Consider the following 16,867-nt stretch of genomic DNA (forward strand, 5'->3'; position numbering starts at 1 on the left):
TTCACATATTTAATTATTTAAGTAATTCTTCTCCATGAAGCTAAGCTGTTCTAAGATGATTGGTTCAAGTTGGTATTTAGTTTGCAATTGAACAAACAATGACCGCAGCTTGGAACTTTCGTTATGCTGAACATAATGCTCGATCAGTAAATTAGACAGAGCAAAGTATTCATGTAATGGCAATGTCTCTGTTAGGCATTTCAGCAGGATTGCTTCATATTCCTCTCTGCTGAGGCTGTTCTTCATCAGGTCAAGCTGCATTAACGTATTATTGATAACCTGATGCGCCACTCTATTGTCTTTAACTGTCACTTCGTCTTCTATGACGTCGACTTCTTCCATACTTTCTTCTTTAATATTTTCTTCTTCGCTGATTTTTTCTGTGCTTAGTTCTAATAACGGTTCTTTATGGGCTAGAATGTCTGGCAGCAAATCTTCTGCTACAGTGTCGACTTCTTCTCGTTCCAACAAGTCAGGGTTTATAACAAAATCATCCACTTCTTGTTCTTTTAAGCTCTCATCATTAGCAGCCGGTGTTACGGCATCTTGGTCATCCTCTACACTTGCCGCTGCTTGATCTGCATCTTCTAGTAAAGACATATCAAAATCAGCAAACTCGGCTGCTGTTTTGCTCTGCTTATTTTCTTGCTGTGTTTCATTTTCATCAGAGTTCATCAGCATTTCCAGCTCCTCCATATAAGAAAAGCTTTCAGCTGAATGTTCTGCTACCGCATTTTCAGTTGGCGATGTGAGACCTTCCATTGCTGGAATTTCCTCTGCATCCTCTAATTCCCCTATGATTATTTCGTCCGCAACAGCTGAATTGTTAACATCTTCTTTCGCAGAAAAATCACTTTTCATAAATTCTTCCTCGACAGAAACTGCCGGAATAATAATATCTTCCTCATCATTTGCTTTTTCAGCTGTTAAAACTGGCTCGACTTCTTTAACTTCAGCTGCTGCAGGCAGCTTTTCGCTTTTGATATCCCATGTGCTATTTCGCTGTGTCACCTGCTGAGCTGTAGCCATTTCCCAGTCATAATCTTCTTCATCCATTTCTTCCTCTGCTTCAAACATCATTTCTGGGGATTTTTTAATGAAGATATAAGTAAATATAATTAAAAATAAAAGCATTAAAAGCACTGTTTGCCACCATGCAAACAATCGCTGTGTCAATAACCCGCATACAGATGTAAGCAGTGCAGCACCAATAATCCACCATTTGCCCTTTTTCGTAAACCCTAATGGGAGAAAATACACAATTGGCACAATCAAAATTAGGGAGAAAAGAGCTAGAACATACGATATCATGGCACACCTCCTTATAACGATATCTAATTCCCTAAAAAAACGACATTTTTTTCTATTTTTCCAATACTTTAGCACTCTTTTTCGACTTTTTTAGTCAATTTACGACTAATAAATATTGTATAATAAGATTAGTAATTTTGAAAGCAGGGGAATATATGAAATTTTTTAAAGTTCTATCTAGTAATAAAGGCTTAACTTTGATTGAGGTTCTCGTTTCCCTTACTATACTCAGTCTAATTTTATTAGGTATAATGAACTTTTTTAATCAAGCTTATTCTTTTACAAACTCGAACCAAAAAAAGACTGCTGCCATTAATGTTGCTAGAAACGCTTTAACGTATATGGAACAGTCTTCAGGCAATAACTCGTTTATTGCGCTAAGAGACAGGCTGGAAAAAAATCCGGCCACAGAAGGTACATTAAGAATTTGTGATAATTCCTATCAAGTATTTTGGAATGATGAGATACAGGGTTGTGAGCCAATCACCATAAATAATGTAGCCTACAATGTTACTATTGTTCCTTCGCTGGATGAAAACAATACAGCTTATTTCATTCCCTTAACTGTTGAAGTGGCTTGGACGGTGAAGCAGCATGACTACACAACTTCAATGGAAGGGGCAATTAAAAGTGAAGATCTTAGATGAAAAAGGACTGACCTTGGTTGAGGTTCTTGCAGTGATTGCGATAACAGCTATCGTGCTGCCTGTTATATATGGTGTCTTTCATACAGGTATTAATCTGTACAATAAGATACAAGTAGAAGGGCAGCTCCGTGATGATGCTGATTATGCGGTGTCTGTGATGATGAATTCCTTTAACAGCATTCCGTTTGATTATGTCACACAAGATGGCGACAAAATCGTCCTTGTTAATTCAGAGCAGACAGCTATTAACGAAAATGAAAAAGAGAATTCAACCTTTTACTCCTACAGTAAAGAAGAAATTGATGAAGAGAACACAGAAACACGATCGATTGAATTTGTAGAAAAAACAGTAGGTGGCAAAGAAATTCAGTCTGTTTCCATTGATGGAAATACACTGGAAGGAAACGGCGATTACAGTGCATCCACTATTAATTTAATGTGCAGTGATACCGATAGAAATGATAACAACAAATGTTTACACGGCATTATTGCAGTGGATTTCACCATTCAAAATGCCAGAATAGAACGGCCACTAACATTAGAAAGTCGATTTGGCTTTTAAGGAGTATTATATGAAGAAACTGAATGAACAAGGAAATGCCCTCCTTACAGTCCTTTTAGTGTCGATTGTATTCACGACGATTGGTCTTGCCATTGTGGCATCTTCCATCAGTGGAGCAAAACGAGTGGAAACAAGGGAATCGGACATCACCGTAACGTTTGAGAGCAAAAAGGTGCTCGAGGAAATTACATCTGAAATTGCGGCAAGGCTGAATACATTAAATTTAGATATGGTGAAAAGAACAGATGGCACTTACCGAGTAAATGCATCATTTGAAGGAAATCTGCAAAATAGAGTGCTCGTTCCCAGTCTTGACCATATCCTTGAAAATACCAATTACGATGACTCTATTAAATGTTTAAGCATACAAGACTTAAGCAATACCAACGACATTCTATCTATCCAGCCTACTTCGGCACAAAACCAATGTGAGGCTGCAACGTTGGAAAATACAAGCTCTTATTCCATTAACAGAGATGATGATTACACAAGAGTGCTGGAGATTGTGCTTGTAACGAACAACCCGAATGAAAATGAGGGAGATGTCACGCGTACGTTGAAGAAAAAGATCATTCTGTCCCCACTTCCAAGCTTCCTTAAGTATGCTGCAGGGTCAGCTTCAGAAGATGATAAAGGCGGACTTTTCTTGAATGGTTCTTCTAATATTAACGGAAATGCCTTTGCTAATTATCTGACGATATCAGATGATGCAAAATATCAAGACCGGCAAGGAGGCGCAAGAACAGTACATTCTCTCCCGCCATCAGTTAATGGTGACTTCTACAGCACAGGAGCGCATATACTTCCGCTACTGAAGGAAAGCAATTTCTATCAGGAAGATGTACCTGATCTTAAGCATGATAGTCAATTTATCAATATTGAGTTTGATAAAACACTCAGAGACCGAATTAACACAATCCTTGGAAATAACAACTTAGCAGCAACTGTTTCAACAACAGAGGATATAAAGTATCTTCCAAGTGTATTAAAGCAGGAAATAAGCTCTAAGGTGACTACAAATGTTACCGAAAGTGAGATTGCAAAGACAGAAACACAGCAAGTCCCTCAATCTGTGCTAGGAGACTCCCTTGAGGAGCTGGAGGGCGGTTTCACGATTGACAGTAAAACTGGTCCAATTCAATTTAATAATACAGTACAAGTTAATGGAGATGTTGTTATAAACAGCAGCAACTATCCAATTACATTTAACAAAGATCTTATCGTTAATGGTGATTTATATGTTGTCAGCAATAAGGATATATCCCTTCAAGCTGTCAAGACAGCGGGCAATCTTCATCTTATTAACTTTGACGGCAGTGTCACAGTTGCGCAAGACATGGTGGCTGCCGGAAAAATCGTAATAGAGTCCAGTGCTGACAAAACGGTTAACACAGCAAACGGAGTGAAGCTGAATGGCGATATCTTTTCAGGAACAACACTCAGCATTCGCCCCCTTAATACAGAAATGGATTTAAACAGTAATATTATCAATCTTGGTTCTTTTACAGTCAAGGGCGATGAAACAGGGGAATCTGAACAAGAAAATGACATTGTGCGCTTTAATTCTGTTGTTTATTCGAATGCAGACAGCTTTATCTCCAACGTTAATATTATTGGCATGCCATACACAAATACTTTAGGTAACGCAACGGAAGGGCAGCTGATACTGCTTTCAAAAGACAGGCTTACGATTACAAGGATGAATGAATTTAACAATTATGCTGACATGAATGAGCCGAGCTATCCGTACTTGCCAATCGAGGAAATGAATATCAAGCCATTACAAGCATTTTTCTATACAGAAAGGGATGCAGAATTATATGGAGTAGGTTCGTTGTTTTATATTAAAGGAGGCATATTTGCCAGAGGTTCTCTTGAAATCAATGCGATCAGAGCGAACCGCTCATTTAAAGCAATCGAAAATGTTCCTGGGTCAACAGAAGGTTACATGTCCAGATTCATTGTTGATTATGACCAAGACGTATTATTGCAAGGAATAGATGCATTGCCGATAGTTGACCGCTTGCAGATTATTCCTGATGATTTTGTTATTCAATAACCATTCAAGGGTGCCCTATCTGGCACCCTTTTTAATTCTACAAAAAAAGGGATGCTTACATTTAGCATCCCTTCCTTATTACCATTTACCGTCCGTGCTGTTTCCAGAACCGCCGTTATCACCATCGTCTGTACTAGTATCCTCCACAACTTCAATCAAGGTGGATGCACTTGGACTTGTGCTATCTCTTTGTTCTTCTGCAGTTGCTGTCACATTTGAATAACCGACTTCTTTCCCTTTCAAGTAGTATTCGCCATCTTTATGAATGACTTCTACTTTATCTGGCTGATCTGCTACAACACTAATAATATCTTTGTCTGTTGCGTTGCTTGGGTTGAAGATTAAGTTATCTGTTACTGGCAGCTCTTCCCCAACCTCCACTTGGTAGGCTGGTTTCGTGAATTTAATTTCATCAAGGGCAATATACGGGTCCGTAACTGTCACCGGAATTCTTACCTCAAGATTAGAACCGTCTTTTGTCTTCACAATCAGCTCTGTTTCCCCTGCCTTATTTCCGTAAATGCTGTACTTTCCATCAAGGATACTAGCTATTGATGTGTCAGCAAGTTTAATATCCAAGTCTTTGTTTGTGGCATTTTCCGGGTTAAAGGTAACAGTGAAGTCAGTCGTGCTTCCTACGATAATATTTATAGGGTTAGGCGCAACCGAAATAGATTGTACTTTATCTTGTATTGTAATTGTCTTTGTGATTTCCTGGCTGTTAGCAAAACCACCTTCAGCCTTAACGTGAATCGTATTCTTGCCTGTCTTGTCTATTATGATTGCTTCAGTTGGATTAAATTTAATCCAACCTGTTGTCTCCTTGCCATTGTCCACTTTATAGGAGTAGACAACAGCATCTCCTGCAACTTTCTGGACAAGCCTTGCCTCTACCGTTTCTGATGCTGTTTCGCCACTTCCATATTTATCGCCTGTAGACTTTCCGGTCAAATCATAATCTGGCGTGAAATACAGATAGGCTTTACTGTCATCATTATACGTGATTTCTATTGCCTGATTGTTCGTCCCTTCTTTAAAAACCATATCTTTCACAGGCTTATTTTCAAGTCCATAATCTTCCTTGAAATCAGCAGTGCTTGCTATTTTCGTATTTGTTGCCTGATCTCTCTTTTCAATCGTTCCTGCAGCATCACCTGTGTATACATTCGCTGTGTTTTCTTTTAACTGTACCTTCATATTAATCATTTGCGATGATGCTGGAATCGTTGTTTGACTGCTGTATGAAAAACGAGAATCAGTAAAATATAAATTGGCGATTGGCATCGTCATATTAGTGACCGCCCAATCTACTTTCAGCGGCAAGGAAGCCGTAATTTCTGAGGGCGTAAAGCTGCCTTTTGCGTAGTTTGCCACATCACTTAATGACATCACTGCATAGTTTTTACCATTCCTTGACTCTACCTTCACATTATCCTTAGGAATAACCGTAATCCCAGCTGGCAATGGCTGTTCAATAACTAAATTCTGTAATTTGCCGCTGACAGTGCTGTTCACTAAATTAATAGGCTTTAAAGAATAATTGACATTAAAATAATTTGTTCTGTCATTCGAATTGCTAGTTTTGACTAAATTATTTAAGTCATTCACTACTTTTGACAATGTCATAGAGGACTGGAAGCCGGCAGGTGCATCATCTTTAACAACAATCGTTGCAGAGGTTGATTTCTCCTGAAGCTTTCCATCTAGATCGGTATATTCAAGCTTAATATTATCAAAATTATATGTCCCTTTTTGACTGAATGTCAAAGGCAGTGACACATCAATCGGAGTCGTAACATTTTGATTGATTGGGAACAATATGTCCTTTTTAATGATTATATTTCCTGAAGAATCCAATGTAGCATTGGCATTGTCTGCAAGTTTAACAGTATCCCCAAACTTAGCAATATTAATTTTAACAGTAGCCGTGATAGTTGGTGTGGATACCTTCTGTGATATATCTTCAAATATTTTCGCAATAGTATCTGTTGAAGCCTGCTGTGCTGTCACACCAGTCTTCTCTGATAACTTACTTAAATAGCTCATATCTACTTCACTATTTGTCCCAAAGCCGACGGAATACAGCTTAATGTTATTGGCAGCAAGTTCGTCGACCTCTTCATCAACATATGATTTAATGGCTGTTTGCACTGTTTTTAAGCTGTTGGAAACAACTGTCCCATTAGAACGGACAGCAGTCGCTGTATTATTTGTATAAACAGTGTATGTTACTGTATCCTGCACTTTTTTGTCATAGCAGAAGTACTTAGATTGACAAACTCTATCAGTAAATGTCTCTACGTTTTTAGAAGATGTCGGCTCTCCATCTGTCATAAAGATGATATACTTCTTCGCTTGGCTTGTTCCAGTTGTTAACATGCTCCTTGCTTTTTGGAAGGATTGTGTATAGTTTGTTCCGCCAACGGCAGAAAGCTCCTTCACTCGGTTGTTAATAGTCTGCAGGTTTGTTCTCACATTATCTGTCGTTGGCGTGGACACAACCGGAAAACTTACAACCTTATCTGTTTCCACATCTGTAGAAAAAGGAATAAGAGAAAACCTGTCATTTTTATTAGGATCTTGGCTAAAGAAAGCCGCCGCTTCAGCCATGGCATTTTTTGCACTCAAAAACTTATACGGGCTTTTGCCTAGCTCATCCATGGAGCCTGATTTATCAAAAACAAATGCAACATCTATTGGAGAACGATTTGCATTTGTTGCCTTCCCCTCAGGAGTTAAACGAATATCTAAACTTCCCTGTGCCGAACTGTTTGCCGGTTTAACGATAACACTTTGAGATGGTGTCACTGTAAAATTAACTGTCGGCGCTGATGCAGCCGCATTTGCTTGGAAGGGTATCAACAGCAATGACAGTATTGACAATATAATAAACTTACTGAAACGTAACGCTCTCCTCATTTCCCCACTCCGTTCTTACTACTGTTAAACTAGTATAATATCTTCATTATATCAAGGACTTTTGAACTAGGATAGTCTTTTCTGCTGGGAATATATTACGCTCTAGCCTCTTGTGTTATCGTCCTTTCCCCCTATTTTTTCAGCATGTTTCTCCGTGTTACTAAATCTTTGCAAAAAAAAAAGAAACTGCTAAATCAATAGAAGTTCCTTTGCACTTTATGAACTATTTCATATAACAAGCGACGCGATTCCTGCCTGCCCGCTTCGCCCCAACATACAGGGCTCTGTCAGCATGCCTTATCAGCGCCATTGCTTCATCAGCTTGTTCAGGAGCACATGCAAGTCCCAGTGATGCTGTGATGCTTACCTGCAATTCTTTTTGTTTTTCATCTATATTTTGTTTGATGAAAAACGGCCGGGTTTCAATCATTTTTCTTAAAAATTCTGCAAGCTCCTGTGCTTCCTCGATTTCCGTATTTTCAAGGAGAATCACAAACTCTTCTCCCCCGTATCTCGCTACCACTCCGTGTTTATCAATAAGCTTTGAGACTCTGTCTGCAAACTCTTTTAATATTTCATTTCCTGCTTGATGACCATACGTATCATTAATTGACTTAAAATGGTCAATATCAAGCATAATGACAGTTAAATTGTTAATAACATTATTGTTCATCTCTGTAAATTTTGCTGTTAAGTGCTTTTCGAAATAACGGTAATTGTATAGCTTTGTCAGCGCACAGCGCTCACTCTTTTCTTTCGTTTTTTCAAAGTATCGCGCATTATCAAGAGCAACTGCAAACTGGGTGCATAACAGATCCAATATCATCAGCTTTGTATGCGCGAATGCCTTTTTTTGCACACTTCCTAGCAGCAAGATACCAATCACACCATTGTTTTTGATGATTGGCATGCACAGCACACTTTCAATATAATCGGGCATAAAGCCTTTGTTAAGCTCTTCCCAATCTTTGCGCCTATGATAGACAGCTGGTTTTTTTGCGGCAAGTACTCGGCCAATAATTCCCTCATTTTCCTTCAGTACATCGGAAAAAATCGGGAGCTTCTTCTGCTTCTCTACCCTGGCAATCGACTCTAGCTCATTTTTGCTGTTTACTTGATCCACATACACAACATCAACCTTCATCAATTCAAATATGCTGTCGATAAACAAATTGATTGTTTCCTTTACAAATAAGGCTTGTGACAGCTGATGTCCAATTTCGGCAATTTTTTTCAAATAGTCATTGATTGATTGGCTTGAATGATACAGTCTCAATACAACAGACAGGCAGATGAAAGGAATTCCTATCAAAACGAGAGCCATTAACCCAATATCCAAGTACATAATATACAGCGCGAAGCCGACAGGATATGTAATAAGCGTAGTGAAAAACTCCCACAAAACATCCTTCGTGAGAAAATTTACTTTTCTTTTATATACTAGACGGTCAATGCAAAAAATGAAAAGCGCATTCAGAACAAAATAAATAAAAGGATAAAAAAGAATGAGCATAAAAGAGTCAAAGTGGAACAGAAGGTCCGCTCCATGGCTTCCGCCAAGACTGTAGTATATAATTCCGCTCAATACAGAAACGAGAAAGAACATTGCTGAATTCATCGGCAGCCGGAATAATGATTTTTTATCGAGACGCATCTGCAGCATTAAGGTGAACAATGCTATTTGCACAAGCACTGTCTCGATAAATAAACCAAATATCAAGAAAACGGAGATCGTTGCCCACTGCAGGAAGAAAACAGGAGTTCCATTAATCATCATTGGCATGCTTGCAACGATTGCCATAAATATTAAAAACGCAAGGACATCACCATATTCCCCCGTAATGTCTGGTGGATAGAAGTGATATGTCAGCAATAAGCCAATAGGGATAAGCACTATCCAAATTGCCCATATTATTTTTTTAGTAGATGATTTAACCAAATGCTCCACCTAATTTCTTTTCTAAAAAGATGCATTGCCTATTTGGCCTTGAACAGGCTATTATTTCATATTACGAAATTTCAAACTTTTTACCTATTAGTATTATACTATATTTTTTTATTGCAAAAATATATAAAAATTTGTAAAAAATTCTGTTACTTTCCTCCTAAATTTCGTTCTTTCCAAAAGGCAAGCACATTTGACAAGAAATACAAGGAGCCAGTGATGACCAGCAGCTCATCTTCATGAAGTCTTTCGAGTTTTTCTGTAATTAATTTTTTCCAATCATCAGTAAAGCGTTTATTTGAATGACTGCTTTCTCTAAACAGCGCTTCAGCTGCTGCTGCGCGGGGAAAGTCAAAGCTTGTGAAGGTGATGTCAGAAGCTGCTTGTCCTAACTTTTCAATCATTTTATCTGTTTTCTTATCAGATAATGCAGCAAACAAAACACTCTTCTTTTTATCTTTGTATCTTGTTTCTAAGACATCAACTAACGCCTCAACACCTTCCTGATTATGTGCACCGTCTACAAGCACATACGGGTGTTTAGAGAGAATCTCCAATCTGCCTGCCCACCGTGCTTGAAGCAATCCTGTTCTGATATCTTCTTCACTCAAGTGTAAGCTGTCTTTAAGAAGCAATGCAGCCATAACGGCAAGAGCAGCATTTTCTGCTTGATGCTCTCCTAGCATGCCAATCTGCAAATGTAGAAGTTTTGTTGCTGCTGTTTTAAAGGTGAAAACCTCTCCATCTTCATTCGATTGATAATCTTCCACCACAAAATGTTTGCCTAATAAATAGTAAGGAGCGTTTTCCTCTTTAGCTCTGCGTACAATTACTTCCTCTGATTCCTGTTGCTTGACTGCAGCAATTACCGGTGTGTTCTCTTTAATAATCCCAGCTTTTTCAAACGCAATTTCGCTGTATGTTTCTCCTAAAATAGCAGTATGGTCAAGACCGATACTTGTGATGACAGATAAGAGAGGTGTAATGATATTAGTAGAATCAAAACGACCACCTAAGCCGACTTCATACAGAACAACATCTGGTGGATGGACAAATGCAAAATAATAAAGAGACATTGCTGTAATAATCTCGAATTCTGTCGGTCCGCCTAATTCGTCTTTATCCATTTCCATAACTATCGGATAAAGAATATTAGCAAGCTCCTTAATTTCTTCGTCGGCAATCGGCACGCCATTGATGCTGATTCTTTCATTAAATTGTTCAATATATGGGGAAGTAAAGGTTCCAACTGTTAACCCGGCACTTTCCATTATATTGCGCAAATAGGCGACCGTTGAGCCTTTGCCATTTGTGCCGCCCACATGAACAGCTTTAATCTTTTTCTCTGGAAAACCAAGCTTCTCCATCATGATGTTCATTCTAGTGAGCCCAGGCTTAATTCCGAGCCTAAGCCGTCCATGTATCCACTTTAATGCCTCTTCATATGTCTGGAACATAATTTCCACCTCTTCTTGGTTTATCTTTAAATAGGGAAGACGAACCCTATGTAGGATAGGGTTCGTCTTAGTTTAAAAGGGAGGTTTTAAGCATCGCCCTTAAGTTCTTTAATTCGAGCTTCTACTGTTGCTCTTTTTTGCAGATAGTCTTGCTCTTTTGCTTTTTCTTCATTGATGACTTTCTCTGGTGCTTTGCTTACAAACCCTTGATTGCTTAGCTTCTTCTGAACTCGGTCTACTTCTTTCGTCCATTTCTCAAGCTCTTTAGTAAGACGGGCAATTTCTTCCTCCATATTGATGAGGCCTTCAAGTGGCAGAATAATTTCCACACCTGTAATAACAGAAGTCATCGCTTTATCAGGAATAGCAATATCTGTTGTGATTTCCAACTCTTCTGGATTACAGAAACGCTCAATATATGCTTTGTTGTCTTCCAATGTAGCTTTGATTGTATCATCTTGTGCTTTCAAGAGGATTTTAATCTTCTTGCTCATTGGTGTATTTACTTCCGCACGGCTGTTTCTTACTGAACGGATAATTTCTACAAGCAGCTTCATATCGTTAGCAGCTTTATTATCTGTAAATGCTGGATTTACCTCCGGCCATGCTGCAGTTGTAATAGACTCACCTGCATGCGGCAAGTTCTGCCAGATTTCTTCTGTAATAAATGGCATGAAAGGATGCAACAATCTCATTGTATTATCCAATACATATGCAAGAATAGAACGTGTTGTCAGCTTAGCAGCTTCGTCTTCGCCATAAAGCGGCAGCTTCGCCATCTCGATATACCAGTCACAGAAATCATCCCAGATGAAGTTGTAAAGGATGCGTCCTACTTCACCAAATTCATAGCGGTCAGACAGACGTGTCACTGTTTCGATTGTTTCGTTAAGACGTGTTAAAATCCATTTGTCTGCAACAGATTTTTCTCCAGACAAGTCAATTTCTTCATATGTTAAGCCGTTCATGTTCATTAAAGCAAAACGGGATGCATTCCAAATCTTGTTGGCGAAATTCCAAGTCGATTCTACCTTTTCCATGCTGAAGCGTAAGTCTTGGCCTGGCGAGCTGCCTGTTGACAAGAAGTAACGCAGGGAATCAGCACCATATTGTGCGATAACATCCATCGGATCAACACCGTTACCCAATGATTTACTCATTTTTCTGCCTTGCTCGTCACGAACAAGTCCATGGATTAATACATCATTAAACGGTCTTTCGCCAGTGAACTCAAGCCCTTGGAAAATCATGCGGGAAACCCAGAAGAAAATGATGTCATAGCCAGTAACAAGTGCAGCTGTCGGATAATAACGCTTAAAGTCAGGAGCATCTGTGTCAGGCCAATCCAATGTAGAGAACGGCCATAAGGCAGAGCTGAACCAAGTGTCTAAAACATCTGTATCTTGCTCCCAGTTTTCAATGTCACTTGGAGCCTCGTGGTTTACATACACTTCGCCTGTTTCTTTATGATACCAAGCTGGAATGCGATGACCCCACCACAGCTGACGAGAAATACACCAGTCGCGGATGTTTTCCATCCAGTGTAAATAAGTGTTTTCGAAGCGGTTCGGCACAAATTGTACTTTCTCTTCTTCGTTGTTTTGCAAAGCAACAGCTGCATCTGCTAATGGCTGCATCTTAACGAACCATTGTGTGGACAAGTATGGCTCAACAACTGCGCCGCTGCGCTCAGAATGTCCAACTGAATGCATATGCTCTTCAATTTTAAACAGAACACCTTGCTCCTCAAGATCTTTAACGATTTGCTTGCGGCATTCAAAGCGATCCATGCCTTCATATTTACCGGCACGTTCATTCATCGTTCCATCCTCATTCATTACAAGGATGCGTTCTAGATTATGACGGTTACCTACTTCAAAGTCATTCGGGTCATGTGCTGGTGTCATTTTAACAGCGCCAGAACCGAAGTCCATTTCTACATAATCATCTGCCACAATCGGAATTTCTCTTCCAACGATCGGCAGAATTACTGTTTTTCCGATTAAATGCTGGTATCTTTCATCCTTTGGATGTACAGCAACACCAGAATCACCAAGCATCGTTTCCGGACGAGTAGTAGCAACTTCAATATAGCCGGAGCCGTCAGCAAGCGGATATCTCATATGATAGAATGCACCTTGTACATCCTTGTAGATTACCTCAATATCTGACAGAGCCGTTTTTGTTGCCGGGTCCCAGTTAATGATATATTCACCACGGTAGATTAAACCTTTGTTATAAAGAGAAACGAATACTTCACGCACCGCTTTTGACAGCCCTTCATCAAGAGTGAAGCGTTCCCTTGAATAGTCTAATCCAAGTCCAAGCTTTGACCACTGTTCACGAATATGACTTGCATATTCTTCTTTCCACTTCCATGTCTCTTCAACAAACTTTTCTCTTCCTAGATCATATCTGCTGATATTGTTTGCACGCAGTTTTTCTTCCACCTTTGCTTGTGTGGCAATCCCTGCATGGTCCATTCCAGGCAGCCATAGAACATCATAGCCTTGCATTCTTTTCATTCTTGTTAAGATGTCTTGTAAAGTTGTATCCCAAGCATGACCTAAATGCAGCTTCCCTGTTACGTTTGGAGGCGGAATCACGATTGTATATGGCTGTTTTCCCTCATCTGACTTTGCCTCGAAAAATTTACCTTTCAGCCACCAGTCATAGCGTCCCTTTTCGATGGATTGGGGATCGTATTTAGTCGGCATTGATAACTCGTTTGTTTCCATACCCATTATCCTCCTTGTGAGAATTTTTTCAATACTTACATTTTGGCAAATAAAAAACTCCCTTCGTCATAAAAGGACGAAGGGAGTTTTTCGCGGTACCACCTTTTTTCCAATATAAAAATATTGGCTCTTTCAAAGATGATATCGGATGCTGTCCGTCTTTCACTAATAAGCTTTCCCGTTCGCAAAAGAAGCTCGAGGGCTACCTTCCAATGTGTTGAATGGAAATCTTTCAGCATGTGATTTCCTCTCTAAAAAACAACTGGCATTGTACTACTCCCTGTCATTGCCTTTTTTATTTATTTATATAGATAATACCGAATAAAAGTTATTTTCGTCAATAAGGATAACCTTATTTTTTAAAATTTATACATACTGGCCTTAAAAGCACAGCATAGTTAATTTGCAGTACTTAACAGGTTAACCGCGCCATATATTGATAGTAAGGTTAAAAAAGGAGGTTTGTGTTCCTTGAAAAAGAAGTTTAATCCCTACACATATCCACCATGGCTTAAAGGCGTCCGCAATGCATGTGCCCGTTTTATTATACCTTTTTGCATCTTTCAGGCTGTCAGAACAATGCTTTTACCGACAACCTTTGATGTGCTGTTTTTATCTCTTTTAATCGTGCTGGCTTTGTCTATTTATCTGGAAATTATTTAAGACCCAAGATGTTAAGAATCTTGGGTCTCTTTTTGTGCTTCCTGCTGCGCTTTTTTTTCCCGCTCCATTTCGTCAATACGCATGACAATATATTCGGTATTTTTCAGCAGCCAGTATTGCTTCAATAAGCTTTGCGCATATTTGCGCTCATTCTTTTTCTTATCGCTTTTATGGTATTTTTCACATATGCGGATTACAGGTCCAGGATGTGCTAAATAGCTCAAAAAAAGCAGCATCTCATCCGACTTGAGCGGATAATAATTGAAATAAGTATAAATCCATTCTAAGCAATCATTATTCTGCTTCGGAGTGGTTTTCAGAGACCTAGCAATAAACGGAAGCAGGTCATGGCTTGGAGAGCCAAACTTGGCATTTTCAAAGTTAGTGAAATACCCATACCCTTTCTCGTCATATAAAAAATGTTCTGGCGAGATTTTCCCATGAATGATCGATACCCTTGCCTTCTCATCATCCTTTGTCTCTTCATACCATTCCTTCAGCTTCGTTTCCGAATATTTCAGCGCTTGCCTCACATCATGGTAATACATGCAGAACATCCATTGGAACGGTGACATATATTCTGTGTTTTCACACTCTTCAATATAGCCATCCAAAAATTCTTGTTCCTTTTCCAGCTCCAATAGCGTATTTTCATAATGCTCTTCCCGATCTTCCTTTTCAATTTTCACTTCCTTAGAGGATAGGACATGCAGTCTTGCGAGCTCCCTGAACATTTGCTGATGCTTCTTGAAATAATTCTCCCGCTCTTCGTTCGGAAGCCACGGCATTAAATAATAGAGCTTATGCTCATACAAGACTGCATACCTTCCATCGACTGTCGGATAAATCGGCACAATTCTGTTATATCCTTTTTGGTACAATGTCCGAACGTGCCGGATAAAATCAGAGCCTTTATGGGGATCAATCGTTTTTAGTGCAAATGTGCCTTTGCTGGAATAAATTTTCACGATTCTGCCGAACTCCTCCACAAAATGCGGCTCCACTCCGTATGGCTCTAAAATGGGTGTATATTTTTTAATCGTGTTTTTTTCACTCATATGCGCCCACACTTTCTTATTAGGAAAAAGAGATTGACTAACATCTCCTTACATGTTGATTCGGGGCCCGCTTTACCCTTTTATGTGCACCTACAAAACTTACTTTTCAGCAATTTTACCTGGGATATATAAAACTTGCCCTTCTACAACATCCTGATTGACCTCAAGGTGGTTTTCCTTCAGCAGGTTATGAACATTAACATTATAACGTTCACTTAGCTTCTCAATCGTATCTCCCTGCTGAACAATAACTACCTTTACCTTTGTATGTGTTTCTTCTTCCTTACGGGCGAAGAACTCTGTAAAGGTCAATGATTTCTTTTTCGAGAAAATTCCTTTTTTCTTCTTCGGTCCATTATCATTCTCAGAAGAGGACTCTTCAGATTCATCCTTATCGTGTTCTGAGAATTCTGCTGTTGATTCATCAAGCTTTTGCTCAGAAGATTCTGGAACAGGCTTATCGAAAACATCCTCTGCAGGGAATGTCTCTTCTGATCTAAACAAGGAAACCTTTACTTCAGGTTTATGGTCTGCAACAGGTTCAACAACAGCTGCTGGAGGCTCTTCTAATACTTCAGCCTCAGCGAATAAAGGTACATCTGTCGTCGTGTCCTCTTCCCAATCATCGTCCTTTTGCGAAGGTGCTTTGCGGACTTCCAATTCAAACGGCTCATATTCCTCCAGACCAGACTCAGCGGAAATCCGTTCTTCCTCTTCCATCAATGGACTGATTCTTTGAAACGGCTGTACTTCAATTTTAACAGGTTCTAATTCCTCTTCACTGTCCCTAAACACAGGCTCATTCTCAATCTCTTCAGCCCCAAAGTTTACATCTTCTCTGCTAGAGCCTGCAGAAAGCTCGATTTCTTCAGGCTGCTGCCTTTGTTCGTAGCCCCTTGTTAATGCTTCTAGTTCATCCTCTTGATTATTTTCCTGTTGAACAAATATCTGCTCTGCCTCTGTGCTCTCTTCTCTTGCCGGATAATGGGAAGTCCATTCATCCTCCTCAGTTTCCTCTTCTGAGGCTTGCTCTTCATTCGTTAAGCCTGCAATAGATAATTCTGCTGTAAGATTCAGACAGCTTCTTTCTGGGAAGACATAATCAAATGTTTCAATTTCAACTTCAATATCTTCGATGCTGCGAACGCGTGAGAATGGAATCGTAATGTCGACAGGGAAATGATGAAGAAACTCATTAACTCCTTCTTCCCTCTCCAAAACGGAATGAACTAACTTAGGAGCCTTAAATACCTCCTCTTCTTCTAGCTGATTTGTCTGTGTTCGATTGTATTCACCTGTCAATTCTAATGATCCTTGAATGGTAATATACTGATCGTTTTCTTGGATGGTTATATTCGGGTCTAGTGAAATAGACAGCAGATCCTCTACTTCCTGTCCTTTTTGAAACCAGACTGACTCTTCCAACGAAAACCGTAAGATAGACGAATTTTCTTGAGACAAAGCGACTCCTCCCTTCATTCCTTTCACGTATAATCACTATGTCAATT

At 39.4% G+C, this 16,867-nt stretch carries 11 protein-coding genes and 1 other annotated feature; of the genes, 4 read left to right on the forward strand and 7 right to left on the reverse strand.

Going from position 1 to position 16,867, the window contains the following annotated elements:
* Positions 1–9: 9 nt before the first annotated feature.
* Positions 10–1,311 carry a hypothetical protein gene (locus tag MKX82_RS14430; protein WP_341077993.1) on the reverse strand — a complete coding sequence of 434 codons (1,302 nt, stop codon included), beginning with the start codon at positions 1,309–1,311 and terminating at the stop codon, positions 10–12.
* A 155-nt stretch (positions 1,312–1,466) separates the two neighbouring features.
* On the opposite strand from MKX82_RS14430, the gene MKX82_RS14435 reads away from it, so the two are divergent.
* Genes MKX82_RS14435 through MKX82_RS14445 form a run of 3 tightly spaced genes read left to right on the forward strand, consistent with a single transcriptional unit; the run spans position 1,467 to position 4,579 of the window.
* The gene (locus MKX82_RS14435; protein ID WP_251644881.1) at positions 1,467–1,958 is read left to right on the forward strand and encodes a type IV pilus modification PilV family protein; all 492 of its coding nucleotides are present in this window, start codon (positions 1,467–1,469) and stop codon (positions 1,956–1,958) included.
* A complete protein-coding gene (locus MKX82_RS14440; RefSeq protein WP_341077996.1) occupies positions 1,942–2,520 on the forward strand; it encodes a prepilin-type N-terminal cleavage/methylation domain-containing protein in 579 nt (192 codons plus the stop codon). The genes MKX82_RS14435 and MKX82_RS14440 overlap by 17 nt, the downstream gene beginning before the upstream one ends.
* Positions 2,521–2,530: 10 nt before the next feature.
* The gene (locus MKX82_RS14445) at positions 2,531–4,579 is read left to right on the forward strand and encodes a hypothetical protein (protein WP_341077997.1); all 2,049 of its coding nucleotides are present in this window, start codon (positions 2,531–2,533) and stop codon (positions 4,577–4,579) included.
* Positions 4,580–4,657: 78 nt separating this feature from the next.
* On the opposite strand, the gene MKX82_RS14450 is transcribed toward MKX82_RS14445, so the two are convergent.
* The 4 genes from MKX82_RS14450 to MKX82_RS14465 form a co-directional block, all read right to left on the reverse strand.
* Positions 4,658–7,498 (reverse strand): vWA domain-containing protein, encoded by a 2,841-nt coding sequence (locus MKX82_RS14450; RefSeq protein WP_341077998.1) that lies wholly within the window; start codon positions 7,496–7,498, stop codon positions 4,658–4,660.
* Between the two features lie 223 nt (positions 7,499–7,721).
* Positions 7,722–9,437 carry a sensor domain-containing diguanylate cyclase gene (locus MKX82_RS14455; protein WP_341078000.1) on the reverse strand — a complete coding sequence of 572 codons (1,716 nt, stop codon included), beginning with the start codon at positions 9,435–9,437 and terminating at the stop codon, positions 7,722–7,724.
* Positions 9,438–9,592: 155 nt separating this feature from the next.
* Positions 9,593–10,900 (reverse strand): bifunctional folylpolyglutamate synthase/dihydrofolate synthase, encoded by a 1,308-nt coding sequence (locus MKX82_RS14460; protein ID WP_341078002.1) that lies wholly within the window; start codon positions 10,898–10,900, stop codon positions 9,593–9,595.
* 86 nt (positions 10,901–10,986) lie between these two features.
* Positions 10,987–13,638 (reverse strand): valine--tRNA ligase, encoded by a 2,652-nt coding sequence (locus tag MKX82_RS14465; protein ID WP_341078005.1) that lies wholly within the window; start codon positions 13,636–13,638, stop codon positions 10,987–10,989.
* 69 nt (positions 13,639–13,707) lie between these two features.
* Positions 13,708–13,934, reverse strand: a binding site (T-box leader).
* A 175-nt stretch (positions 13,935–14,109) separates the two neighbouring features.
* On the opposite strand from MKX82_RS14465, the gene MKX82_RS14470 reads away from it, so the two are divergent.
* Positions 14,110–14,301, forward strand: a complete 192-nt coding sequence (locus tag MKX82_RS14470; RefSeq protein ID WP_233318357.1) for a hypothetical protein — start codon at positions 14,110–14,112, stop codon at positions 14,299–14,301.
* A gap of 11 nt (positions 14,302–14,312) precedes the next feature.
* Here the strand turns inward: MKX82_RS14470 and ysxE are convergent, their stop codons facing one another.
* Positions 14,313–15,359, reverse strand: a complete 1,047-nt coding sequence (gene ysxE / locus MKX82_RS14475) for a spore coat protein YsxE (protein ID WP_233318356.1) — start codon at positions 15,357–15,359, stop codon at positions 14,313–14,315.
* A 99-nt stretch (positions 15,360–15,458) separates the two neighbouring features.
* Complete coding sequence (spoVID, locus tag MKX82_RS14480) at positions 15,459–16,820, reverse strand: stage VI sporulation protein D (protein ID WP_341078009.1); 1,362 nt, start codon at positions 16,818–16,820, stop codon at positions 15,459–15,461.
* Positions 16,821–16,867 lie beyond the last annotated feature (47 nt).

It is taken from the genome of Niallia sp. FSL R7-0271 (genome assembly GCF_038005785.1).
GTDB lineage: Bacteria > Bacillota > Bacilli > Bacillales > Cytobacillaceae > Niallia.

Bases quoted from the DNA above. Each gene is read 5' to 3' on its own strand.
- MKX82_RS14430 (WP_341077993.1), bottom strand. From the start codon at position 1,311: ATGATATCGTATGTTCTAGCTCTTTTCTCCCTAATTTTGATTGTGCCA.
- MKX82_RS14435 (WP_251644881.1), top strand. From the start codon at position 1,467: ATGAAATTTTTTAAAGTTCTATCTAGTAATAAAGGCTTAACTTTGATT.
- MKX82_RS14445 (WP_341077997.1), top strand. From the start codon at position 2,531: ATGAAGAAACTGAATGAACAAGGAAATGCCCTCCTTACAGTCCTTTTA.
- MKX82_RS14450 (WP_341077998.1), bottom strand. From the start codon at position 7,498: ATGAGGAGAGCGTTACGTTTCAGTAAGTTTATTATATTGTCAATACTG.
- MKX82_RS14460 (WP_341078002.1), bottom strand. From the start codon at position 10,900: ATGTTCCAGACATATGAAGAGGCATTAAAGTGGATACATGGACGGCTT.
- MKX82_RS14465 (WP_341078005.1), bottom strand. From the start codon at position 13,638: ATGGAAACAAACGAGTTATCAATGCCGACTAAATACGATCCCCAATCC.
- ysxE (WP_233318356.1), bottom strand. From the start codon at position 15,359: ATGAGTGAAAAAAACACGATTAAAAAATATACACCCATTTTAGAGCCA.